Here is a 23239-nt window from a genome sequence, read left to right as displayed (position 1 = left end):
TATGCGCTACCCATAATAGCATCCGTAAGTCGCCGCTGCGGCAGTTTGGCTGCAACGGCGCTATTGCTGAATGCCCGGGTCAACTTTAAACAGACATCCATATCTCTTCGCCCCCGGGAGCCCGACATGCCGATCCTTACCCGCCGCAATCTCCTGAAAGCTTCGGCCGTTGCCGGTGCCTATGGTGTCGGCCTCGGCATCGCGGGGAAGTTTACGGCCAAAGCGGCGGCAGCCGAGCCGCTCATACTGAAGACGGCGAAGATCGAGGCCAGCCTTACTGATGGCGGCAAGACCAAGAACGTATTGACCTATGGCGATGCCGGCATGCCGCCGGTCGTACGCATGAAGAAAGGTGAACCCTTCGCGGCGCGGCTGATCAACGGCATAGACGATCCGACGACAATCCACTGGCACGGCATCCGGCTTCCGAACGCGATGGATGGCGTGCCGTTCCTCACCCAGCCCTATGTCTATACCGGCGATCATTTCGATTACGCCTTCACGCCTCCCGATGCCGGCACCTTCTGGTATCATCCGCATTGCAATACGCTGGAGCAGATGGGCCACGGCATGACCGGCGTCGTTGTGGTCGAAAACCCCAGGGATCCGGCCTTCGATTCGGAAGTCGTGCTCAATCTGCGCGACTGGCGCCTGGGGGGAGACGGGCAGTTCATCGTGCAATTCAAGCCGCGCGACGCGGCCAAGTCCGGCACCTACGGTACGGTGCGGACCGCTAACTGGCAGCAGGAGCCGCGATATGATGCGCCGTCCGGCGGGCTGGTGCGGCTGCGCATTGCCATCACCGACGTCACGCGCATCTATTCCTTCCGCATGGACGGCGCCGAGGCGACCGTGATCGCGATTGACGGCAACCCCGTGCCGCAGCGCTTTCCGCTCGATCTCCTCCAGCTCGGGCCGGGGCAACGGCTGGAGCTCGCCGTGCGGATGCCGGACAGCGAAGGCGCAGTCGTCAAGCTCGAGGATATCAAGGGCACCAATCCGAAGGTGCTGGCGACACTGCGCGCCGTAGGCGCATCATTGAAGCGCGACGTGCGTGACTTGGCGCCACTCGAAGACAATCCCGTGCAGAAGGCAGATATCGGCTCCGCCACCCATATTCCGCTGATCCTGAGCTCGACGGCGGAAAACACCGCCGGCAACAGCATTTGCGGCTCCCTCGGCTACAGCTTCTGGGCGATCAACAAGGTGCCGTGGCCGGGCGATACCCCCGATCCCTCGGCGCCGCTCGCCGAACTGAAACTGGGCAAGAGCTATGTCCTCGACTTGGAAAACGTCACCCCGCACAGCCACCCGATCCACCTGCACGGGATGAGCTTTACGGTTCTCTCCTCCTCGACCAGGCAGGTGCAGCCCTTCGTCTCCGATACCTATCTGATCCAGCCGGATGAAAAGGTGCAGCTCGCCTTCGTCGCCGACAATACCGGCGACTGGCTTCTGCATTGCCATATCATCGAGCATCAGAAGACGGGCATGACGAGTTACGTGCGGGTGGCATAGCCGGTCGCGGGCCGCTTCAATTACCCGTGGCCTTGGTCAAAGCCGTCCCTGCTGCCGGCAATTTCAGCGAAAAGCGAAATGCGGCGAAGGCTTTGTCCGCGAAAGTATTGACATATCCGGCTGAAAGGAGAAGGAAGTTAAGAAAGTATTTTACCATTGAATGTGTTGATATGATCGAAACTACCGCCCAATTGGAGGCGGCCTGCCAAGAGCTGGCCAAGTCGGAATTCATTACCATCGATACGGAATTCCTGCGAGAAACGACCTTCTGGCCGGAGCTGTGTTTGATACAGATGGCAAGCTCTACGACCGAGGTGCTGGTGGATCCGCTGGCCAAGGGGCTGGATCTGGCGCCCTTCTTCGAACTGATGGCCAATCCGTCTGTTTTGAAGGTATTTCATGCTGCCCGGCAGGATATCGAAATCATCTTCCATCGCGGCAACCTCATTCCGCATCCGATCTTCGATACGCAGGTCGCGGCAATGGTTTGCGGCTTCGGCGATTCCGTGTCCTACGACCAGCTCGTCAGCCGTATCAAGAACGTCCATATCGATAAATCCTCGCGATTTACCGACTGGAGCCGGCGTCCACTCTCGGAAAAGCAGCTGGACTATGCGCTCGCCGACGTCACCCATCTTCGTGACGTCTATCTCTCGCTGAAGGAGCAATTACAGCGCGAAGGACGCGCCTCCTGGCTGCAGGAGGAGATGGCGATCCTCGAGGCACGCGAGACCTACGACCTGCACCCCGACGATGCCTGGCAGAGGCTGAAGATGCGGCTGCGCAAACCGCAGGAACTGGCCGTTCTTAAATTTGTGGCCGCCTGGCGCGAACGCGAGGCCCGCGCACGCAATGTGCCACGAGCACGCGTGCTGAAGGACGATGCGATCTATGAGATCGCGCAACAGCAGCCGAAGGACACCGAGGCGCTGGCGCGCCTGCGAACGATCCCCAAGGGGTGGGAGCGCTCGGCCGGCGGTACGGCGGTGCTCGAAGCGATCAATGCGGCGCTGGCACTGCCGAAATCCGAAATGCCGCATCCGCCACGCCATCATCAGGCGCCGGAAGGCACTGCCGCTGCGTCCGAACTGCTGAAGGTGCTGCTGAAGCTGATTGCGGAAAAGCATGGTGTCGCGCCGAAAGTGATCGCCAACAGCGACGATCTCGACAAGATCGCCGCCGAAGGAGAAAAGGCCGACGTCGCGGCTCTGAGCGGCTGGCGGCGCGACCTTTTCGGCGAGACGGCCTTACAGCTGATCCAGGGGCAAGTGGCTCTGCGCTTCGTCGGTAAGCGGATCGAGACTGTCGCTCTCTAACCGCGACATTCTCCTTTTCCGGCTCCTGGCGATTGCGTATGATTGGCGCATCGAGATGCCGGTCGCGATCACGATTGCGCCGCAAATCTCGTGGAATGAACGTCTGATGACTCGTTATCTTCGATGGCGTTCCAGTTTGCCGGCGCAATCCCGCGTCGATGACGGCGCCGCTTCTTGGCGGAAAAGTGAATGGGCATTTTCCATTCGATGCGCAACTGGATCCTGACATCGCTGTTCGTCGCTTCGACGGGCGTCATCTACGGCAAGCTGTTCTTTCCACAGGCGCCGGCCTATATCGGCGCCGTCTTCGCGCTGTTCTGCGGCATGCCGCTGCTGGTGTTCGAACGCCGCATGATCCTGCCGCGGCTGAACGACTGGATGCATCGGCTGCCGACGCCGGCCTTCATCCTTTCGGCCCTGCTGGTCGATTTCCTGCTGATGAGCGCCGGCTACGCCATGGCTGGCAGTCTCATGAAGCTGCTGGGGCTGGTTAATGGCTCCTGGAAAGATCTCACGCTGCTGACGATAGACGTCTACCTCTACGCCGTCGTCGTAACCGCCATCGTCATTTTCATCGGCCGCGTACGGGAATTGCTCGGTCGCGACGTCTTCTCCAGTCTGTTGACCGGCCGTTACCGCAATCCGGTGCAGGAGGAGCGTGTCTTCCTTTTCATCGATCTCGTCGGCTCCACCGCCTTTGCCGAGGAACATGGCGACTTGAAAACGCAAGAATTCCTAGGCGCGGTGTTCAGTGCCATGGCCGAGCCGGTGCGGCGGCACAAGGGGGCGATCGACGATTATATCGGCGATGCGGCCATCATCACCTGGCCGCTTCAACGGGGCGTCAAGAATGACAATTGCGTGCGCTGCGTCTTCAACATCCTCGACGATATCGAAAAGAATGCCGAGACATGGCTGAAGTCCTACGGCAGGGTGCCGCGATTGCGAGCCGCTCTGCATGGCGGCAGCGTCGTGACGGCGGAAATCGGCGTCGACCATCACAAGATCGCCTATTTCGGCGACACCGTGAATACGACGGCAAGGCTGGAGTCACTTTGCAAAACGCTGGAGCGCCAAGTGCTGATTTCCAGCGACCTTGCCAGACGGATGGAGCTTCCGGAAGAGATCATCAAGGAAGAGCTCGGCGAACATGCCGTTCGCGGCCGCGATCAGCACCTTGGCGTCATCGCCCTTCATACACAAGACCGGCAAGCGCTGAAGACCGCTCGCGGCGGATTGTAAATAATACGAATTAGTGGCTGCGTTTCGATACGGATGCACGTCTGAGCTTCATATCCTATAGGTTGTCCACAGTCACCAAATCTTCACCTAAGCGTTAACTCGCGGACACAGGTCGCCTGCTAAGCGGGGTTGTTTTCACCAACCCCACCACGAGGTGACATGATGACCCGAATCCTTTCCGCCTCCGCGGCGCTCTTCATTCTGCTTGCCGCCTCGGCGCAGGCAGACGAGCAGCAGTTCAAGGCAAAGCTCGTCGGGCAGGCGATCCTGCCGGCCAACACCATTACCGCCCCTCCTGCCGATGCCCCCGATTTCCTGAAGACCTCGGGCAAGTTCACCACGCCAGATCGCAAGCGCACCGACGCTCTCGGCACCGTGCCGGGCAAGGATGGCGCCCGCGTCACCGACCTGAAACTGCCGTTCGCCGGCCAGCCGATCCAGGGCTTTTCCGGCATCAAGTCCATGCCTGACGGCACCTTCTGGACGCTCTCCGACAACGGCTTCGGCTCCAAGCAGAACTCGTCGGATGCGATGCTTTTCCTGCATCAGCTGAAGTTCGACTGGGACAGCGGCAAGGTTGAGGTCGTCAAGAACCTGTTCCTGTCCGACCCGAACAAGAAAGCCCCCTTCCCGATCGTCATGGAAGGCGCCGACAAGCGCTACCTGACAGGCGCCGATTTCGACATCGAATCGATCCAGCCGGTCTCCGATGGCTTCTGGATCGGCGACGAGTTCGGCCCTTACCTGCTGAAATTCGACACGAACGGCCAGCTGACGGACGTTTTCGCAACGACGCTCGACGGCAAGCCGGTCATGTCGCCCGACAATCCGCTGATCCAGCTGCCGGGCACCCCCACGCAGAAGATGCCGGCCTTCAACCTCAAGCGCTCCGGCGGCTTCGAGGGCCTCGCCATGTCGAAGGACGGCTCCAAGCTCTACGGGCTCCTGGAAGGCCCGATCTACAAGGAAGACGGCCAGATGGAGAGCGTCGACGGCAAGACGGCCATCCGGATCATCGAATTCGACGTCGCCTCGAAGAGCTGGACCGGCCGCAGCTGGCTCTATCCCTTCGCTGATAAGGGTGTGTCGATCGGCGATTTCAACATGCTCGACGCAACGACGGCGCTGGTGATCGAACGCGACAATGGCGCCGGCACGAAGGACAAGGCTTGCGCCGATCCGAAGCAGCCGAAGCCGGATTGCTTCGAGGCTCCAGCCGAGCTGAAGCGTGTCTACAAGATCGAGTTCAGCGACGCCAATGTCGGCAAGTCCGTTCGCCAGATCGGCTACATCGACCTGATGCGCATCGAAGATCCGGACCATAAGCGTCGCCAGGGCGGCGGCGAAGGCTTCTACGACATGCCCTTCGTCACCATTGAGAACGTCGATCGCGTCGATGCCTCGCACGTCATCATCGGCAACGACAACAACCTGCCCTTCTCCGCCGGCCGCGCCGTTGACAAGGCCGACGATAACGAGTTCAGCCTGCTCGAAGTGGGCGATTTCCTGAACGCGAAGTAAGTCGCGAAAACACCGCCTCTCCCTGTCATGCGGGGAGAGGTTTCATACCTAATTCTCGAAGCGGAAGGCCAGCCGGCGGTTCGTCAGCTTGCCGAGCTGTTGCAGGCGCCCGTCCAGCCTTTCGCCCGCAAAATCATGATATTCGGCGGGGACGACGAATTCCAAATCCAGATCCGGATTGGTCGAACGGCGGAACGACAGGTTGCGGACGATGCCCGGCATCGACGCCGAAAACAGATAGACGACGCGTAGCAAGCCGCCGAGCAGCTTGGCGCGCTCTGTGTAGAGCGGAGTTGCGATCGTCGCCAGCGGCTCGGTCGCTCCGTCGTCGTTCAAGCCCTCGAAGCGGTAGTAGTTTGCAAGCGCGATGAAGGCGCGGCCGGCATGGGTGATACCGACAAAGGACGTGTGCGCGATGATATTCAGCGCCTGAAGACCGCGATAGTCGGGATGGGCACGCCAGCTGATATCGGCAAGCAGGCAGGCTGCCTGGCGATAGCGGCTCTCTTCTTCGGTCTCGGCGATACCGAAGAAGGGCATCATCCGCCCGGTCCAATCAGCAAGCTCGCGGGCATGTTCCGGCGAGCGGGCGCGCAGGATGGCAAGTTCGCCGGCCGCCACGAGCAGCGGATCGCTGTTGCGTTCCGCCTCCGTCAGCAGCGAATAAAGATAACCCTCACGCACGCCTTGAGCGGAGAAGGAGATGACGGACGGCTTCATGGCCGTCAGCACTTCCCGCATTGCGACTGCGCCGAAGGGGAGCAGCGAACGGCGATGCTTGGACACCGCCTGCAACGCCGGATCCTTCGAATCCTTCGATTCGACGATCTGATCCAGGAAGCGCAGCATCTCGTCCAGCGGCACTTCATAGCCCTGCATCATATGCAGCGGATATTTGCGGATTTCCATGTGCAGCTTGGCGATGTTTCGCCACGTGCCGCCGACCGCATAGAAGGTGCGGCCCTCGCCCTTGCTCAAGAGCTTTGCCGTCTTGACGTGCTTGCGGGCGAAGCTGCGCGCCTTCTCGATCGAGCCGCCGGCATATTCGGAGAGACGAAGGCCGCCGAGCGGCAGCGTGATGCCTTTGCCGATCTCCCGATCCTTGATGTCGATCAGCTCCAGCGAGCCGCCACCAAGGTCGCCGGCGATGCCGTCGGGGTGGAAAAAACCGCTGATGATGCCGAGTGCAGAGAAACGTGCCTCTTCTTCGCCCGAAAGCACCCGCACCTTGCGCTGAAGAATGGCTTCGGCCTGATGGATGAAATGCGGACCATTGCTGGCTTCGCGCGCGGCAGCCGTTGCCAGAACGTAGATGGTAGCGGCACGCGCCTGATCGGAGAGCGCCTTGAAGCGATGCAACGCGGCAAGCGCCCGTGCGACGCTTTCCTCGTCCATCTTTCCCGTCAGTGCTATGCCTTTGCCCAGGCCGCATAGCACTTTTTCGTTGAAGAGGATGGTCGGAGACCGCGAATGGCCTTCATAGACGACGAGACGGACCGAATTCGACCCGATATCGACAACGGAGACAGGGGCGATGCCCGGAAGACGCCCCTGGGCTTCTGATTCAACCATGCAGGTCCAATTTATTTGTTGCGGCCCGACAGCAGCCCAGCGATGAGTTTCGGTGCGCTGGATTTCAAGGCTTCACCACGGCCGGACAGGCTGGGATTGGTCATGAAATACTGCTGCGCATTGAATGGCTCTTTTCCCTGACGCACTTCCATGCGCCGTGAAGTCCCGTCCGGCAATATCTCGTAGCTTTGCTGATTGTCAATGATATTGCCCAGCATGATCTGCGAAAGCACCTGTTCGTGCACGGTCTTATTGGTGAGCGGTACCAGAGTTTCGACGCGGCGATCGAGGTTTCTCGGCATCATGTCGGCCGAGCCGATATAGACCAGTGCCTTGTCCGACGGGAGGCCATGGCCATCGCCGAAGCAGAAGATGCGGCTATGCTCGAGGAAGCGGCCGACGATCGACTTGACGCGAATCCTCTCCGAAAGGCCGGGGATCTGCGGACGCAGGCAGCAGATGCCGCGCACCACGAGGTCAATCTCGACCCCGGCATTGCTGGCACGATAGAGCGCGTCGATGATGTCGGGATCGACGAGCGAATTCATCTTCATCCAGATCGCAGCCGGACGGCCGTTCTTGGCGTGCTCGATCTCGCCCTCAATATGCTGGAGGATGCGCGAACGCAGCGTATACGGGGAAACCGCGATCTTCATGCCCTGTTCCGGCTCACCGTAACCGGTGATGAAGTTGAAGATATTCGCCATGTCGTGGGCGATGGTCGGATCGCAGGTGAAGTAGGAAAGATCGGTATAGATCTTGGCGGTGACCGGATGGTAATTGCCGGTGCCGAGATGGCAGTAGGTGCGCAGCTTGCCGTCCTCGCGGCGTACGACCATCGACATCTTCGCGTGTGTCTTGAGTTCGATGAAGCCGAAGACGACCTGAACGCCGGCGCGCTCCAGGTCGCGCGCCCAGCGGATGTTCGCCTCTTCGTCGAAGCGGGCCTTGAGCTCCACTAGCGCGGTCACGGACTTGCCCATGTCGGCGGCATCGATCAGCGCGCGGACGATCGGGCTGTCGTTCGACGTGCGGTAAAGCGTCTGCTTTATCGCCAGAACATCAGGATCCCGAGCAGCCTGGAGAAGGAATTGGACCACCACGTCGAAGGATTCGTAGGGGTGGTGGACGACCATGTCCTTTTCGCGGATCGCGGCGAAGCAATCGCCGGCATGCTCACGCACACGCTCAGGAAATCGGGCATTATAGGGTTCGAAACGCAGATCGTCGCGCGGCGCCTTGCAGATTTCCGACAGCGTGTTAAGCGCGAGCAGGCCGGGCAGAACCGCGATGCGGTTTCCCGGTACGTTCAGCGATTCCACCACGAACTGGCGAAGCTCGAGCGGCATTTCGGAGTCGGTTTCGATACGGATCACCGAACCGCGGCGGCGACGCTTCAGCGCGGTTTCGAAGAAGCGCACCAGATCTTCGGCCTCTTCCTCGACTTCGATATCGCTGTCGCGGATGATGCGGAACGTACCCGAACCCTGCACCTCGTAGCCTGGGTAGAGCCGGTGGATGAAGATGTTCACTACGTCTTCCAGCGTGATGTAGCGGATGACGTTGCTGGCATCCGGCAGGCGAACGAAGCGGTCGAGCGCCGGCGGCAGGCGCAGCAGCGCCGTCATCGGCTCGCGGCCATTCATGCTCTTCAGCTGCAGCGCGATCGAGAAGCCGAGGTTCGGAATGAACGGAAACGGATGGGCCGGGTCGATAGAGAGCGGCGTCAGAACCGGAAAGATCGCCTGTTCGAACTCGTTATGGAGCCATTGGCGATCGGCATCGGAAAGGGCAGCCGGACGGACGATCAGAATATCTTCCTTGGCGAGATATTGCTGCAGGACGGCGAGCGAGGCCTGCTGCTCCATCTGAAGATTGTCGATCTCGCGCAGGATATCGTCGAGCTGCTCGGCGGGCGTCTTGCCGTCCGGCGTGCGCACCAGGATCTTCTGGCGCACCTGGCCTTCGAGGCCGGCGACGCGCACCATGAAGAATTCATCGAGGTTGGCGGCGGAGATGGAGAGAAAGCGAACGCGCTCCAGCAGTGGATGGGCCGTGTTCAGCGTCTCCTCAAGGACGCGACGGTTGAACTGCAGCCAGGAGAATTCGCGGTTGATGAAGCGCTCGGGGCTGCTCAGCAATTCGCTGACCGCAGGTGCGGCCTCTGGATTTTCCTGGTTGGCGTCCTGATGTTCCGTGAGTGCCGAGTCCATGTTCCACCTACCCTCTTTCCAATCCTGTGCCACGTATATCAGTTTGACGACGGAACTGTGACAGTCGATGCCAACTCAATCCGGCTGACCGGAGCCACCCAGCTCGTTCAAGACCTCGGCGGCCAACAGGCGCGTGATCCTTGTTCCTCGCGCCAATGCCAGCCGGTCGAGCCTGTCGACGATCAGCTGCGCCGCATTCAGCGAACGCTCCATGCGATTGACGATATAGAGGACGAGTTTGTCATCGATATAAAGCTGGCGGTCGGCGAAGAGCTTGACAATCACCTGCGACAGCAACTCCTCGTCCGGCTCGCCGATCTCGACCACCGTCGCAGCCTTCAGGCGGGAACGCAGGTCAGGCAGCGTCACCGGCCATGACATCGGCCAGAGGCGGCTCGTCATCAGCAGACTGGTGCCGTTTTCGCGAACGCTGTTGATGACGTGAAAGAGCTCGGTGTCGTCAAAACCGAGGCGATCCACGTCTTCGAAGATAACGGGGCCGTTTGCCGCTGCGACTGCGGCATCGGAGCCGCCGACAGGATGAATGTGAACGGCGCCGCACCGCTCGGCCCATATGCTGGCAAGATGCGATTTGCCCGAGCCGACCGGCCCCGCCAGGATGACGACAGGCGACGGCCAATTCGGCCAGGAATCGACGATCTTCACCGCCGCGTGGAGGGGATCGGCGACGAGCAGATCGTCACGCCCGGTTGCGGGATCATGCGTAAAGGCCAAGGGCAGCTGCTCGGCGGCCTTGCGCCTTAGATCAGCGTTCTTTGCGTCGGTCATGTCTAGCTATTCTCGGGCTTGCGGGCCTTGGCTCTGCGCGCCTTGCCCGCTTCCGAGCGTCCGTAATAGAGATCGCTCTGAAGGTAGCGCGAAAGGGCGAAGCGGACAAGAACGCCGCAGGCGGCGGCCGCCGGGACCGCAATCAGCAGCCCAACAAAGCCGAAGAGCGCGCCAAAGGCAAAAAGGGCGAACATCAGCCAGACCGGATGGAGGCCGACGCTTTCGCCGACGAGCTTAGGCTGCAGCACATTGCCTTCGAGGAACTGGCCTGTGAAGAAGACGACGAGCGTCAGGCCGACCCAGAGATAATCCGGCCAGAACTGAACGAGCGCGACGCCGACGGCCAGAACGAGACCGACCATCGAGCCCACATAGGGAATGAAGCTGATCATGCCGGCAAAAAGGCCGATCAGCAGGCCGAAGTTCAGGCCGACCAGCGAGAGACCGACGCCGTAATAGACTCCGAGAATAATGCAGAGAGAGCCCTGCCCCCGGATGAAACCCGCGATCGCCTGATCGATCTCGCGAGCGATCTGGCGGACGGTGGCAACATGATCGCGCGGGATCCAGTCGTCTACCTTGGCGACCATTCGATCCCAATCGAGCAGCATATAGAAGGCGACGACGGGTGTGACGACCATCAGCGAGATGATGTTGACCAGCGCCTTGCCCGAGCTCCATAGCTGCGCGAACAGACCGCCGACGAAGCCCAAACCTTCGGACATGATGCTGGAGAAATTGTCCTTGATCGCGCCGAGCTGGTTGCGGATCCAATCCGGCAGCACCATCGTCTGCGCCTTGGCGATCAGCTGCTGGATCTGCTGCACATAGGTCGGAATGTGCTGGATAAAATCGTTGAACTGGTTGACGATGATCGGAATGAAGATGGTCAGCGCCAGCGCGAAGACCAGTACGAAGGAGACGAGGATCACCACTGTCGCCATCAGACGGCTGAGGCCGATCCGCTCCAGCCGGTCGGCTATCGGATCGAGGAAATAAGCGACCGCCATGCCGGCTATGAATGGCAGCAGGATCGTGCTGAAAATATAGACAAAGGCGACGAAGACGACGAGCACGATCACCCAGAAGGTGACTTGACGCTTGAGGCTCGCTCCGCTGACCTTCTGCTCCATCGTCTTCCCCGTTACTTCGCGCCCGTTTTCCGTGTGCTTAGGACATAGGATGATGCCGCAATTATGGTCAAGCCTGCGTCTGGAAATCTCCCTTGGGCAATGGGAAGCGGGGAAAATCGAAGGGTTTGCGGCACTTGCGCCTTGCATAAAGGCCCCTATCATGCAATGGCGACCCGATCAAAGCCCTGTCATAATGGACGGGCGGCCATCGGAGGCGGAAGCATGAGCCAGTCTGGAAAAAACGGTCTGACCTATAGCGACGCGGGTGTCGATATTGACGCCGGCAACCTGCTGGTCGAAAAGATCAAGCCCGCCGTCCGCTCGACGCGCCGGCCGGGTGCGGATGGCGAGATCGGCGGCTTCGGCGGCCTGTTCGACCTCAAAGCCGCCGGCTTCGCCGATCCGGTGCTGGTCGCCGCCAATGATGGCGTCGGCACCAAGCTGAAGATCGCGATCGACGCCAACTATCACGACACCGTCGGCATCGACCTCGTTGCCATGTGCGTGAACGATCTGGTGGTCCAGGGCGCCGAACCTCTGTTCTTCCTCGATTACTTCGCCACCGGCAAGCTCGACCCCGACCAAGGTGCGACGATCGTCGGCGGCATCGCGGCCGGCTGCCGCGAGGCGGGCTGCGCGCTGATCGGGGGCGAGACGGCGGAAATGCCGGGCATGTACTCTCATGGCGATTACGATCTGGCGGGCTTTGCCGTCGGCGCCGCCGAGCGCGGCCAGTTGCTGCCGTCAGGCGACATTGCCGAAGGCGATATCATTCTCGGCCTCGCCTCATCCGGCGTGCACTCCAACGGCTTCTCGCTGGTGCGCAAGATCGTCGAGCTTTCAGGGCTTGGCTGGGATGCGCCGGCCCCCTTCGCCGATGGCAAGGCGCTGGGCGAAGCGCTACTGACGCCGACGCGCATCTATGTAAAGCCGCTGCTCAAGGCGATCCGCGAAACTCATGCCCTGAAGGCTCTCGCCCACATCACCGGCGGCGGCTTTCCGGAGAATATTCCGCGCGTACTGCCGAAGCATCTCGCCGCCGAGATCGATCTGGCCGCGGTCAAGGTCCCGCCGGTCTTCTCGTGGCTTGCCAAAACGGGTGGCGTCGAGGCCAAGGAAATGCTGCGCACCTTCAACTGCGGCATCGGCATGATCGTGGTCGTCGCTCAAGAAAATGTCGATGCCGTGAAGGCGGCACTCGAGGCCCAAGGTGAAGCGGTTATCGCGCTCGGCCGCATGGTCGCCCGCGAAGAAGGCGCTCCCGGCACCGTCTACAAGGGCACGCTCGCTCTATGACCACGCCGCGCAAACGCGTCGTCGTCTTCATCTCTGGCGGCGGCTCCAACATGCTGGCTCTTTTGAAAGCCACGAAGGCAGCGGACTACCCGGCCGAGATCGTCGGCGTCATCTCCGACAAGGCTGATGCGGGCGGTCTTGCAAAGGCTGCCGCCGAGGGCATCGCGACCTTCGCTTTCGTGCGCAAGGAATTTGCCAGCAAGGAAGCCCATGAAGAGGCAATCCTTGCGCAGCTCGAAGCCCTCTCCCCCGACATCATCTGCCTTGCCGGCTACATGCGGCTGCTCTCCGGCCGCTTCATCCAGGCCTATGAGGGCCGGATCATCAATATCCATCCTTCGTTGCTGCCGCTTTTCCCCGGCCTGCACACGCATCAGCGCGCCATCGATGCCGGCATGCGCATCGCCGGCTGTACCGTGCATTTCGTCACCGAAGGCATGGACGAAGGCCCGATCGTCGGCCAGGCTGCCGTGCCCGTCTTGACCGACGATAGCGCCGATAGTCTTGCCGCCCGCGTGCTGACGGTCGAGCACCAGCTCTATCCGCAATCGCTGCGGCTGCTGGCGGAAGGCAAGGTCAGGATGGAAGGCGGCAAGGCCGTGAGCCTCTGCAAGGCGCGTGCTGTCGATGGTCGGCAGATTTTGTCGCTGCTTGGTGATGCAGGTTAAATAGGGAATTCCGGCGGCAACCCGCCCCCTCATCCGCCCTTCGGGCACCTTCTCCCCCAGGGGAGAAGGAGGGAGCGCTTCGGATGCTGCCGTTTCAATAACGAAGCTATCCCGTCCGGCGTTGCGTAACTTCATTGGAAGGTGGAAACATCACCCTCTCAGCGAGATACTTTTGCCGAGCTGCTGCGGCTGGCAAAAACCCCTTCTCCCCTCGGGGAGAAGGTGCCCAAAGGGCGGATGAGGGGGTGCGGAACACCTCTAATCGCCCTTCCTCAAGCCGCAATCGCCATCAGTGGGTGCAGCGTGCCGTCGCTATAGACGATGCGGCCGCCGCGGAAGGTGGCGCGGATGCGGTGAACCGAGCCGGGCTCGACCGCGACCAGATCGGCAAGCTGGCCGATAGCGATCTCACCGCGATCCGTCAGACCGGCCGAACGGGCGGCATTCGAGGTTGCCATCGCAACGGCCGCCGGCAGACCGCCAGTAACAACATCGGCGATCTTGAAGATCGCCGGAACGAAGGCCGCCGGGTGATAATCGGCGGCGATGATGCCGAGCAGACCGGAGCGCGCCGCATCCAGGGCACTGAGATTGCCGGACATGGACTGGCCGCGCAGCGCGTTCGGCGCGCCCATCAAGGTCCAGAGACCGCGGCGGCAGGCTTCCTCCGCTGCTGGCCCCGTCACCGGAAACTCGCTGATCGTCACGCCGAGATCGTGCATTGCTGCCACCTTCTCCGGGCTGTCGTCATCATGCGAGGCGAGCGACAGCTTGTGCTTCAGCGCAAGCTCGACCACCTCATGCAGCTTGCGTTCGATCGCAGGGTCCTCGCGTTGCGCGATGCGCTTTGCCACAACCTCCTCGGCCGCCTCGTGCGACATGGAGCGGCGCTCGGACATGCTGCGGATGTAGCTTTCGATGTCATTATATTGCCCCTGCCCCGGCGTATGGTCGGTGAGCGAAATCATATCGACGACGCCTTCCTCCAGCAGCCGCTCCAGAGCCGGCGCCGCGCCGAGATTGGTGATCTCGTAACGTGCATGGACACGGTGGTCTATCAGCAGGTCATCGCGCAGGCTGCCAATGCCACGGATCACCGCCGAGGTGGTTTCGAGCGAACGGACATGGCCGTAGACGCTTTCGGTTGCAAAGGAGAGCGCCGCAAAGGCCGTGGTGACGCCGGCCGCCGCAAGCTTCTTGTCCAGCTCATGAATGCCGAAATCGATCGGCATCATCGCATTCGGCCGTGGCGCGATCTCGCGCTCTACCATGTCGCAATGCAGATCGACGAAGCCCGGCATCAGCAGGCGGCCACCGCCATCGAACGTCGGCTGGCCCACCGGCTCCGAGCGGATTTCAGCAATCATCCCGTCCTCAATGCGCACTGCGCCCTTCTCGACGACTTCATGAGGAAGAACGAGCGTGAAATTGCTGAGCCACATCGGCTTTCTCCTGAAACAGCGTCCATAAACGAAGGGGGCGCGGAAACATTCGAGTGTCTTCGGCCAGTACGCCCCGGTAAGCTCGATTCGTGACATTGTGATGATGGGAGAGCAAGCTCCCACCCACGCAGCGGCCTATTTCAGGCCGGCGGCATTCAAAGCTCCCCATTGCAGCAGCATGATCGTCTTGGCGTCGCGGATATCACCCTTTTCGATCATGACAATCGCATCGGACAGGCGAACTTCCAGCACCTCTATATCCTCATGCTCTTCAGCAAGGCCGCCGCCATCGGCAACACGGTCGGTCGTATCGATCACGGCGGCGAAGAAATGGATGACCTCCGTCGAGGAGCCGGGCGAGGTCATCGCCTTGAACAGGAAGCGCACGTCGCGCACGCGAAAACCGGTTTCCTCCATGGCCTCGCGGCGGATCGCGGCTTCCGGATGGTCGCCGTCGAGCAATCCCGCGGGCACTTCGATCATCCAGGCCGGCTCGCCGACCAGCTGGGCCGGCAGACGATGTTGCCGAACAAGCACCACGGTTTCATGGCGGGGGTCATAGAGGAGAATGCAGGCTGCCGGCGTGCGATGATAGACCTCGCGCTTCAGGCGATGCTTTTCGCCGCGCGAATCCGTGTAATCGAGCTCAAAGGTGCTGAGCCGCGTCCATTGATCCGCCAGCGTCTTTTCGCTGACGATCTCGGCCCTAGCCTTTTCGAATTTACTCATGCCACGTCCTTGCGAAGCCATACCTTATTGTCGTGGACCGCCGCGCCGCCATAGGGCGCGACCGGATCGGCGCCGGTGAGCACATTGATCCCCTCGCCGTCGACATGAGCCTTGTTCGGCCACAGCCCCTCGGCGATCAGCACGCCCGGCTTTACGTCCGTCGTCACACGCGCATGAATGCGGATATCACCGCGGCCATTGCCGATGCGGATCAGCTCGCCATTGACGATATCGAGCCGCTCGGCATCGGCCGGATTGATCATCACTTCGGGGCGGCCTTCCTTCTGCCGCGACGTTTTCGTTTCTGAAAAGCTCGAATTCAGGAAACTACGCGAGGGCGAGGTCGCAAGCCGGAACGGATGCTCGGGGTCGGCGACCTCGATGACATCGACCTGATCCGGAAACTCGGGCAGTTCGACATGAGGGCCGAGCAGACCGACGGATGCTGGCGGACGGTTCGGCGCCGGCTGGTTCGTCCAATCGGGGCGAAAGCGGAACTTGCCGTCGGGATGCGCGAAACCGTCGATAAAATGCGCCTCCTCGAAAGCCGGCTGGCGGTCGAACCATTTGTGCTCGAGGAAATAATCGTAATCCGGTAAGCCGCTTCTCGACAGGACCCGGTCGATCATCTCGGGGGCGGAGAAACCGAACCCGGGGCGATCCGCAACGCCGAGACGCTTCGCCAGCTCCTCGATCACGAAAAGATTGCTGCGCACGGTTGGCGGCGGCTCGACCAACTTCGGGCCGAGAAGGATATGGTTCTGGCCGCCGGCCCGATAGATGTCATCGTGCTCGACGAACATCGTGGCTGGGATGACGATATCGGCCATCTCAGCCGTATCGGTCATGAATTGCTCATGCACGGCGACAAAAAGGTCGGATCGGGCAAAACCACGCTTCACCAGCCGCTGTTCAGGCGCGATATTCACCGGATTGGTGTTCTGGATCAGCATGGCCGTGACCGGGCCGCGATGGCGCAGCGCCACGGCATCGCCCGTCAAGGCGCGGCCGATCTGCGACTGGTCGATCATGCGGATGTCCATATCCTTCAGCGCGCGGCCGGTGAGTTCGCTCGCGTCCATGCGGAAGATATCGCTGTTCGAATGAAAGGCGCCGCCGCCCTCATATTGCCAGGAGCCGAGAACGGTTGCGATCGACGCTGCGGCATGCATCGCGATCGCGCCGTTGCGCTGCCGGGTAAAGCCGTAGCCGAGACGGAAGTAGGTCTTCTTCGTCGTTCCCACGAGTTTTGCGAAGGCTTCGATCTCATCGACCGAAAGTCCCGTGATATCCGCAGCCCAGGCCGGAGTCTTCGACTTCAGATGCCCTTCCAGGCCGGCGGGATCGTCGGCATATTTGGCCATGTAGCCGCGGTCGGCGTAGCCGTCGCGAAAGGCGATGTGCATGACGGCGCAAGCAAGCGCCGCGTCCGTGCCCGGTTTGACGATCAGGGCCATATCGGCCTGCTTCATCGTCGGGTTGTCGTAGATATCGACGACGACGATCCTGGCGCCGCGCTCCTTGCGGGATTTCACCGCATGGGTCATGACGTTGACCTGGGTGGCCACGGCATTGGTGCCCCAGATGACGACGCAATCCGTGCGGCCCATCTCGCGGGGATCGGGACCGCGCAGCACGCCCGTCGCCATGGTGAAACCCGTCCAGGCCGGATTGGTGCAGATCGAGGAGAAGAAGCCGGAATAGCGCTTGGCATGGCGCAGGCGCTCGATGGAATCGCGCTGCACCCAGCCCATCGTGCCGGCATAGAAATAGGGCCAAATCGCCTCGCTGCCGTCCCTGGCTTCCGCTTTCACGAAGGCTTCGGCGATTTCATCCAGCGCGTCGTCCCAGGAAATTTCCTGCCAGCGCCCCTCCCCCTTGGCGCCGGCACGGCGCAGAGGCTTCATCAGGCGATCTGGATGGTAGAGCCGCTCGGCATAGCGGGCAACCTTGGCGCAGATGACGCCGGAGGTATAGGAATGATCGTTGGCGCCACGGACCCGGCCGATCTTGCCGTCCTCCGTCAGGTCCACCTCCAGCGCGCAGGTGGAGGGACAGTCATGCGGACAGGCGGTGTGGCCGATGCGCGATTTGGCTTGGATGGGGGTCGCAATGTTCATGAGGTTTGTATATTTCAAGCGAGGACCGGCCACTAGAGACAATCCGGCCCATCTCAACAATTCATGCGGACTTCACCGACAATGAACTATCGGCATATCTACCATGCGGGCAATTTTGCCGATGTCTTGAAACACGCCGCTCTCGCGCGCCTCGTCCGCTATATGCAGAACAAGGATAAGGCATTTCGCGTCCTTGATACGCATGCTGGCATCGGGCTCTACGATCTCTCCTCCGAGGAAGCGCAGAAGACCGGCGAATGGCGCGACGGCATCGGCAGGGTGCTGCAGGCGGAACTTGTACCGCAGGTGGCGGCGCTCCTGGAGCCCTATCTTGCAGCCATCCGCGAACTGAACCCGGAAGGCGGCGTCCGGCTCTATCCCGGTTCGCCGAAGCTCGCCCGAATGCTGTTCCGCCCGCAGGACCGGCTTTCGGCGATGGAGCTGCATCCGGATGATTTTCAGCGGCTTCACCGGCTGTTCGAGGGTGATCATCACGCCCGTATTACGGAGCTCGACGGCTGGCTGGCGCTCGGCGCGCACCTGCCGCCGAAGGAGAAGCGTGGGATCGTGCTCGTCGATCCACCCTTCGAACAGGAAGGCGAATACGAGCGGCTGATCGAGGGCCTTGCGAAGGCCTGGCGCCGTTTTCCGGGCGGCACCTATTGCCTCTGGTATCCGATCAAGAAGGATGCGCCGATCAAGGAATTCCACGACGCGCTGCGAGCGCTGGAAGTTCCGAAAATGCTCTGCGCCGAGCTGAGCGTCAAAAGCGATCGCGGCTTTACCGGGCTTACCGGATCAGGCCTCATCATCGTCAATCCGCCCTTTACGCTGAAGGATGAGTTGCATGCACTGCTGCCGGCTTTGAAGGACATTCTGGCGCAGGACCGCTTCGCTTCTCAGCGCGCCTTCTGGCTGCGTGGCGAACATTGAGACTTTCCACATACATATCCCACAGGTGATTTTCATGAGACTTCTTTGCTCGTCCACCTCGCCCTTCTCCAGCAAGGTGCGCATGGCCGCTCGCCATCTCGGCATCAAGCTGGAGGAAATCCATGTCGACACGAATGCGGCGCCGACACTGCTGATCGACAACAATCCGCTCGGCAAGATCCCGACCTTGCTCACCAGCAACGGCGACGCCATTTTCGACAGCCGCGCCATCATGCATTATTTCGACCGGCGCGCGGGCGGGCTCTATCCTTCGAAAAAGAGCAAGCGTACCGAGATCGAGGTCCTGGAAGCGCTGATCGACGGCACCAACGAGTGCCTGCTGTCGATCGTCTACGAACGCCGCTTTCGGGAGATGGAAAAGCAGCATCAGCCCTGGATCGAACGGCAGTGGACGAAGGCGAGCCGTGCCCTCACCCATCTCGCTGCCGAGCCGCCGAAGATCGGCAAGAAGCTGCACGCGGGTCATTTTGCGCTTGCCGCCCTCATCGGCTACCTTCAATTGCGCTTCGAGGGCCAATGGGAAACCGACTGCACGGAACTCGTTGCCTGGGCACACGAGTTCGAGAAGCATTTCCCTGATTTTCCGGCGATGAAGCCACAGGCCTGACGCGGCTCTGCGACGTCGTGCGTCACATCGGCAAATGATAGCGGGGGCATCTGATATCGGGCAAACAAAAAAGCCGAGGTTTTCACCCCGGCTTTTTCTTCATTGCATGCGATCAAGCGATTAGAACTTGACGCCGATACCAAGCTTGACGCTCTGCTCGTCGTAACCGCGCGAGAACCGGCCGGAGTCGAGGTCGAAGTTCTTCTTGCCGTAGTCGGTGTAACGGTACTCGAGACGAGCCGTGATGTTGTTGGTGATGAAGGTTTCAGCACCTGCACCGACCGTGTAACCAACAGCCGTCTTGCTGTCGGACGAGGTAGCGTCTTCGAGCTTGTTCTGGCCGAGTGCCAGACCGGCCGTGCCGTACAGCATGAAGGGGTTGAAGTCGTAACCAAGGCGGCCGCGAACAGAGCCGTTGACGCCGTTCTTGGCGGTCAGACCGTTGCGGGTGCTGTCAATGCCTGCATAGCCGAGGTCTGCTTCAACGCCGTATACGATCTGGCCCTGCTGCCAGTTGTAGCCGGTGAAAGCCTGGCCGCCGAAGCCATAGCCGTTGCCATTGCGGGTGAAGTGACCTTTGTTCCAGTCGCCTGCGCCACCGATGTAGAAGCCCGACCAGTTGTTTACGACCGGAGCTGCTTCCTGAGCGACGGGCGGCTGCGGGATCTGCTCGACAGCGTCAGCGGCGTGAGCTGCGGTGTAGCCGCCGAGGGCGAGAGCCGAGACCATGAGGGTCTTGATAAGAGTACGCATACTTTTCTCCTTTCAGGCCCGTGTGCCTCGCTTACTGTCCTTGACTGCGAAGCGGCACGAGCAATTAAACATATCCCTCCCGGATCGAGGTTGAAATTGGAATGCAAATGAGGAATTGGAAGAGCCAAAATATGATATCATTGTGGCACAGACGTGGCTGAATTTCGATGTTGCTTCATCGCAACAGATGAATTGTTAACCATAATTAATGATTAAAGCATGTATACTTATTTTAGACTAAATATATGGCAAGTTTTACATAAGAAGTTCCGAAGGGCCTCATTTGCCCGCACATCTTTTCACATGGTGTATCGACGCCCTATATGAACGTCGATTGGGTAAAGACGAGCAGAAGGCGATCCCTTGAGCCAGGAAAAACTACGCACGGCGCTGATAACGGGCGCTTCCAAAAGAATAGGTCTGGCAATCGCCGAGGATTTGTCGGCTCATGGCTTCGCGGTTGCGTTGCATGCCAACCAATCCCTGACCGATGCGGAGGAAATTGCGGCAAAACTGCGGCAAGCGGGTCGAAGAGCCATCGCGATCAAGGCAAATCTGCAGAATTTGGGCGAGACATCAACCCTCGTCGAGAAGGTGGTGCATGCCTTCGGTCCACTCGATCTTCTGGTCAACAACGCCTCGGCTTTCCTCGGCGATTCCGCGGAGCGTTTCGACGCCAAAGCCTTCGAGGCGCATTTCGCCGTCCACGTGCGCGCGCCCTCGATTCTGGCTGCCGATTTCGTAAGGCAGCTACCTGAGCCCTACGCGGGCCTGATCGTCAACATGGTCGATCAGCGGGTCTGGGCGCTCAATCCCCGCTTCTATTCCTATACGCTGTCGAAAGCAGCCCTCTGGACCGCGACCCAGACGATGGCGCAGAGCTTTGCGCCGCGCATCCGCGTCAATGCGATCGGTCCAGGCCCGACGGTGCGCAGCCTGCGGCAGACCGAAGAGGACTTTCAAGCGCAGATCGACGGCCTCATATTGAAGGCGGCGCCAAGGCTCGAAGAATTCGGCAGGACCATCCGCTTTCTTTTTGACACGCCCTCGATCACGGGCCAAATGATAGCGCTCGATGGCGGCCAGCACCTTGCCTGGGAAACGCCAGACGTGTCGGAGAGTGCGGAATGAATGGAAGAAAGCTGCCCGATGGCGGCGTTCTCTACGACGAATCAGAGGATATCGAAGACGACATCGAGGTGGAGGGCGATGCCGCCGCCGCCCCTGTCGCACCTGTCGATTGGAACGAAGGCGGAAAGAACGAGACCGGGCTTCGCGGCGCCGAACTGATCGCCGAATTCGTCAAGCGGCTACCGAACAATCCTGGCGTCTACCGCATGTTCAACGAAGCCGGCGACGTACTCTATGTCGGCAAGGCACGGAACCTGAAGAAGCGCGTTTCCAACTACGCGCTGGGCAAAGTACATTCCAACCGCATCGCTCGCATGGTGCGCGAAACCGCGAATATGGAATTCGTCACCACGCGCACGGAAACGGAAGCGCTGCTGCTGGAAGCGAATCTTATCAAGCGCTTGCGCCCGCGTTTTAACGTTCTGCTGCGCGACGACAAATCCTTTCCTTATATTCTCATCACGGGCGATCATCGTGCGCCGGCGATCTTCAAGCATCGCGGTGCCCGCGCCCGGAAGGGCGACTATTTCGGCCCCTTCGCTTCGGCTGGGGCGGTCGGGCGCACCATCAACTCGCTGCAGCGGGCATTTCTGATCCGCACCTGCACGGATAGCGTCTTCGAGACGCGCACCCGGCCTTGCCTGCTCTATCAGATCAAGCGCTGTTCCGGCCCCTGCACGCATGAGATCAGTGATGCAGGTTATGCGGAACTGGTACAGGAGGCGAAGGACTTCCTTTCCGGCAAGAGCCAGAACGTCAAGGCCCATATGGCCGAAGCAATGAATGCCGCCGCGGAAGATCTGGATTTCGAGCGCGCCGCGCTCTTTCGCGACCGGCTTGCCGCGCTCTCGCATGTGCAGAGCCATCAGGGCATCAATCCGGCCGGAGTGGAGGAAGCGGATGTCTTTGCCATCCATCACGAGGGCGGCATTTCCTGCATCCAGGTCTTCTTCTTCCGCACCGGACAGAACTGGGGCAACCGCGCCTATTTCCCGAAGGCCGATCCGTCGCTCTCCGGCGCGGAGGTGCTGAACGCTTTTCTCGCGCAATTCTATGACGACAAGCCCGTGCCGCGGCAGATCCTGCTGTCGGAGACCATCGAGGAAATGGAACTATTGGCGGCAGCGCTCAGCGAGAAAGCCGGCCATAAGGTCGCGATCCTCGTGCCGCAGCGCGGCGAAAAGCGCGATCTGGTCGAGCATGTCATCGCCAATGCGCGCGAGGCGCATGGCCGCAAGCTGGCGGAAACCGCCTCGCAATCCCGGCTGCTGGAAGGCTTCAAGGAAACCTTCAAGCTTCCCTATACGCCGCAACGCATAGAAATCTACGACAACTCCCATATCATGGGCACGAATGCCGTCGGCGGCATGGTCGTGGCCGGGCCGGAAGGCTTCGTCAAAAACCAGTACCGCAAGTTCAACATCAAGTCGACCGACATCACGCCGGGCGACGACTTCGGCATGATGCGCGAGGTCATGACGCGCCGCTTCTCGCGATTGCTGAAGGAAGAGGGAAAGCCCGATCGGACAGCTGCCGTAGAGACCTCCGGCACCGATGCGGCCGACCAGCCCTTCCCGGCGTGGCCCGATGTCATTCTCATCGACGGCGGCCAGGGGCAGATGACGGCGGTGCGCGCCATTCTCGATGAGCTCGGCATTACCGACAGCGTCATCGCCATCGGCGTCGCCAAGGGTGTCGACCGCGATGCCGGTCGCGAGCGCTTCTTCGCGCCATCCCGCGAGAGCTTCACCCTGCCTCCGCGCGATCCCGTGCTCTATTTCATCCAGCGCCTGCGCGACGAAGCCCACCGCTTCGCGATCGGCTCGCACCGTGCCCGGCGCAAGAAGGAAATGGTGAAGAATCCGCTGGACGAGATCGGCGGCATCGGCCCTTCGCGCAAGCGCGCGCTGCTTCAGCATTTCGGCACCGCCAAAGCGGTATCGCGCGCAGCCCTGTCGGATCTGATGGCGGTGGAAGGCATCTCCGAAGCCGTCGCGCGGCAGGTGTACAACCATTTCCACGAGGACGCCGCGAAATAAGAAATGCTGGTCGCAAATTCCACGCAATGGCGATGAAAAAACAGAAACAATATTGACGATAAGGCCACCAAACCATCATCTAGGATTTGATCCCAAAAAGTGCGAAGCGGTTTTTGGAGAAGATCGAGATAATCAAATGCCCGGAGCATGGTGAGTCCCGAAATCGAGCCTCATCGCGATCCGCCAAGACAACAGA

18 protein-coding genes are annotated in these 23239 nt (G+C 60.7%); 10 read left to right on the top strand and 8 right to left on the bottom strand.

The genetic code is table 11. The features are described 5' to 3' along the window. Positions 1 to 126: 126 nt before the first annotated feature. From C7U61_RS07290 to C7U61_RS07275, 4 genes are all read left to right on the top strand, one after another. Positions 127 to 1518 carry a multicopper oxidase family protein gene (locus C7U61_RS07290; RefSeq protein ID WP_106997476.1) on the top strand — a complete coding sequence of 464 codons (1392 nt, stop codon included), beginning with the start codon at positions 127 to 129 and terminating at the stop codon, positions 1516 to 1518. A 170-nt stretch (positions 1519 to 1688) separates the two neighbouring features. Continuing rightward, a complete protein-coding gene (rnd, locus tag C7U61_RS07285; RefSeq protein WP_106997475.1) occupies positions 1689 to 2834 on the top strand; it encodes a ribonuclease D in 1146 nt (381 codons plus the stop codon). A 189-nt stretch (positions 2835 to 3023) separates the two neighbouring features. Beyond that, positions 3024 to 4076, top strand: coding sequence for an adenylate/guanylate cyclase domain-containing protein (locus C7U61_RS07280; protein ID WP_106997474.1), 1053 nt, complete (start codon positions 3024 to 3026; stop codon positions 4074 to 4076). Between the two features lie 162 nt (positions 4077 to 4238). Continuing rightward, the gene (locus C7U61_RS07275; protein ID WP_106997704.1) at positions 4239 to 5597 is read left to right on the top strand and encodes an esterase-like activity of phytase family protein; all 1359 of its coding nucleotides are present in this window, start codon (positions 4239 to 4241) and stop codon (positions 5595 to 5597) included. A gap of 48 nt (positions 5598 to 5645) precedes the next feature. Here the strand turns inward: C7U61_RS07275 and ppx are convergent, their stop codons facing one another. The 4 genes from ppx to C7U61_RS07255 all read right to left on the bottom strand — a co-directional run bounded on the left by ppx (position 5646) and on the right by C7U61_RS07255 (position 11304). Continuing rightward, a complete protein-coding gene (gene ppx, locus C7U61_RS07270; protein ID WP_106997473.1) occupies positions 5646 to 7169 on the bottom strand; it encodes an exopolyphosphatase in 1524 nt (507 codons plus the stop codon). Between the two features lie 11 nt (positions 7170 to 7180). After that, on the bottom strand, positions 7181 to 9382 hold the full coding sequence (locus C7U61_RS07265; RefSeq protein ID WP_106997472.1) for an RNA degradosome polyphosphate kinase: 2202 nt from the start codon (positions 9380 to 9382) through the stop codon (positions 7181 to 7183). 75 nt (positions 9383 to 9457) lie between these two features. Continuing rightward, a complete protein-coding gene (gene hdaA, locus C7U61_RS07260) occupies positions 9458 to 10171 on the bottom strand; it encodes a DnaA regulatory inactivator HdaA (protein WP_106997471.1) in 714 nt (237 codons plus the stop codon). A gap of 2 nt (positions 10172 to 10173) precedes the next feature. Further along, positions 10174 to 11304: an AI-2E family transporter gene (locus C7U61_RS07255; RefSeq protein WP_106997470.1), complete on the bottom strand. Its 1131-nt coding sequence runs from the start codon at positions 11302 to 11304 to the stop codon at positions 10174 to 10176. Positions 11305 to 11526: 222 nt separating this feature from the next. Here C7U61_RS07255 and purM point away from each other — a divergent pair, with 222 nt between their 5' ends. Both purM and purN read left to right on the top strand, forming a co-directional pair. Then, on the top strand, positions 11527 to 12600 hold the full coding sequence (gene purM, locus C7U61_RS07250) for a phosphoribosylformylglycinamidine cyclo-ligase (RefSeq protein ID WP_106997469.1): 1074 nt from the start codon (positions 11527 to 11529) through the stop codon (positions 12598 to 12600). After that, positions 12597 to 13268 (top strand): phosphoribosylglycinamide formyltransferase, encoded by a 672-nt coding sequence (gene purN / locus C7U61_RS07245; protein ID WP_106997468.1) that lies wholly within the window; start codon positions 12597 to 12599, stop codon positions 13266 to 13268. The genes purM and purN overlap by 4 nt, the downstream gene beginning before the upstream one ends. Positions 13269 to 13540: 272 nt before the next feature. Here the strand turns inward: purN and C7U61_RS07240 are convergent, their stop codons facing one another. The 3 genes from C7U61_RS07240 to C7U61_RS07230 all read right to left on the bottom strand — a co-directional run bounded on the left by C7U61_RS07240 (position 13541) and on the right by C7U61_RS07230 (position 17559). After that, positions 13541 to 14710: an alpha-D-ribose 1-methylphosphonate 5-triphosphate diphosphatase gene (locus C7U61_RS07240; protein WP_106997467.1), complete on the bottom strand. Its 1170-nt coding sequence runs from the start codon at positions 14708 to 14710 to the stop codon at positions 13541 to 13543. Between the two features lie 135 nt (positions 14711 to 14845). Then, on the bottom strand, positions 14846 to 15439 hold the full coding sequence (locus C7U61_RS07235; RefSeq protein WP_106997466.1) for an NUDIX domain-containing protein: 594 nt from the start codon (positions 15437 to 15439) through the stop codon (positions 14846 to 14848). Beyond that, positions 15436 to 17559, bottom strand: a complete 2124-nt coding sequence (locus C7U61_RS07230) for a molybdopterin oxidoreductase family protein (RefSeq protein ID WP_245410764.1) — start codon at positions 17557 to 17559, stop codon at positions 15436 to 15438. The genes C7U61_RS07235 and C7U61_RS07230 overlap by 4 nt, the downstream gene beginning before the upstream one ends. An 81-nt stretch (positions 17560 to 17640) precedes the next feature. On the opposite strand from C7U61_RS07230, the gene C7U61_RS07225 reads away from it, so the two are divergent. After that, on the top strand, positions 17641 to 18492 hold the full coding sequence (locus C7U61_RS07225; RefSeq protein WP_106997464.1) for a 23S rRNA (adenine(2030)-N(6))-methyltransferase RlmJ: 852 nt from the start codon (positions 17641 to 17643) through the stop codon (positions 18490 to 18492). 34 nt (positions 18493 to 18526) lie between these two features. After that, positions 18527 to 19120 (top strand): glutathione S-transferase, encoded by a 594-nt coding sequence (locus C7U61_RS07220; RefSeq protein WP_106997463.1) that lies wholly within the window; start codon positions 18527 to 18529, stop codon positions 19118 to 19120. 120 nt (positions 19121 to 19240) lie between these two features. On the opposite strand, the gene C7U61_RS07215 is transcribed toward C7U61_RS07220, so the two are convergent. After that, positions 19241 to 19873, bottom strand: coding sequence for an outer membrane protein (locus tag C7U61_RS07215; RefSeq protein ID WP_106997462.1), 633 nt, complete (start codon positions 19871 to 19873; stop codon positions 19241 to 19243). A 363-nt stretch (positions 19874 to 20236) separates the two neighbouring features. Here C7U61_RS07215 and C7U61_RS07210 point away from each other — a divergent pair, with 363 nt between their 5' ends. Beyond that, the gene (locus C7U61_RS07210) at positions 20237 to 21004 is read left to right on the top strand and encodes an SDR family oxidoreductase (RefSeq protein ID WP_106997461.1); all 768 of its coding nucleotides are present in this window, start codon (positions 20237 to 20239) and stop codon (positions 21002 to 21004) included. Further along, a complete protein-coding gene (uvrC, locus tag C7U61_RS07205) occupies positions 21001 to 23043 on the top strand; it encodes an excinuclease ABC subunit UvrC (RefSeq protein WP_106997460.1) in 2043 nt (680 codons plus the stop codon). Before C7U61_RS07210 ends, uvrC begins: the two co-directional genes overlap by 4 nt. The last annotated feature ends 196 nt before the right edge of the window (positions 23044 to 23239 follow it).

This window comes from Rhizobium sp. JAB6 (assembly GCF_003024605.1).
Lineage (GTDB): Bacteria > Pseudomonadota > Alphaproteobacteria > Rhizobiales > Rhizobiaceae > Rhizobium.
Note: the sequence above shows the minus strand (reverse complement) of the source record. Positions and strands in the feature narration are given on the sequence as shown.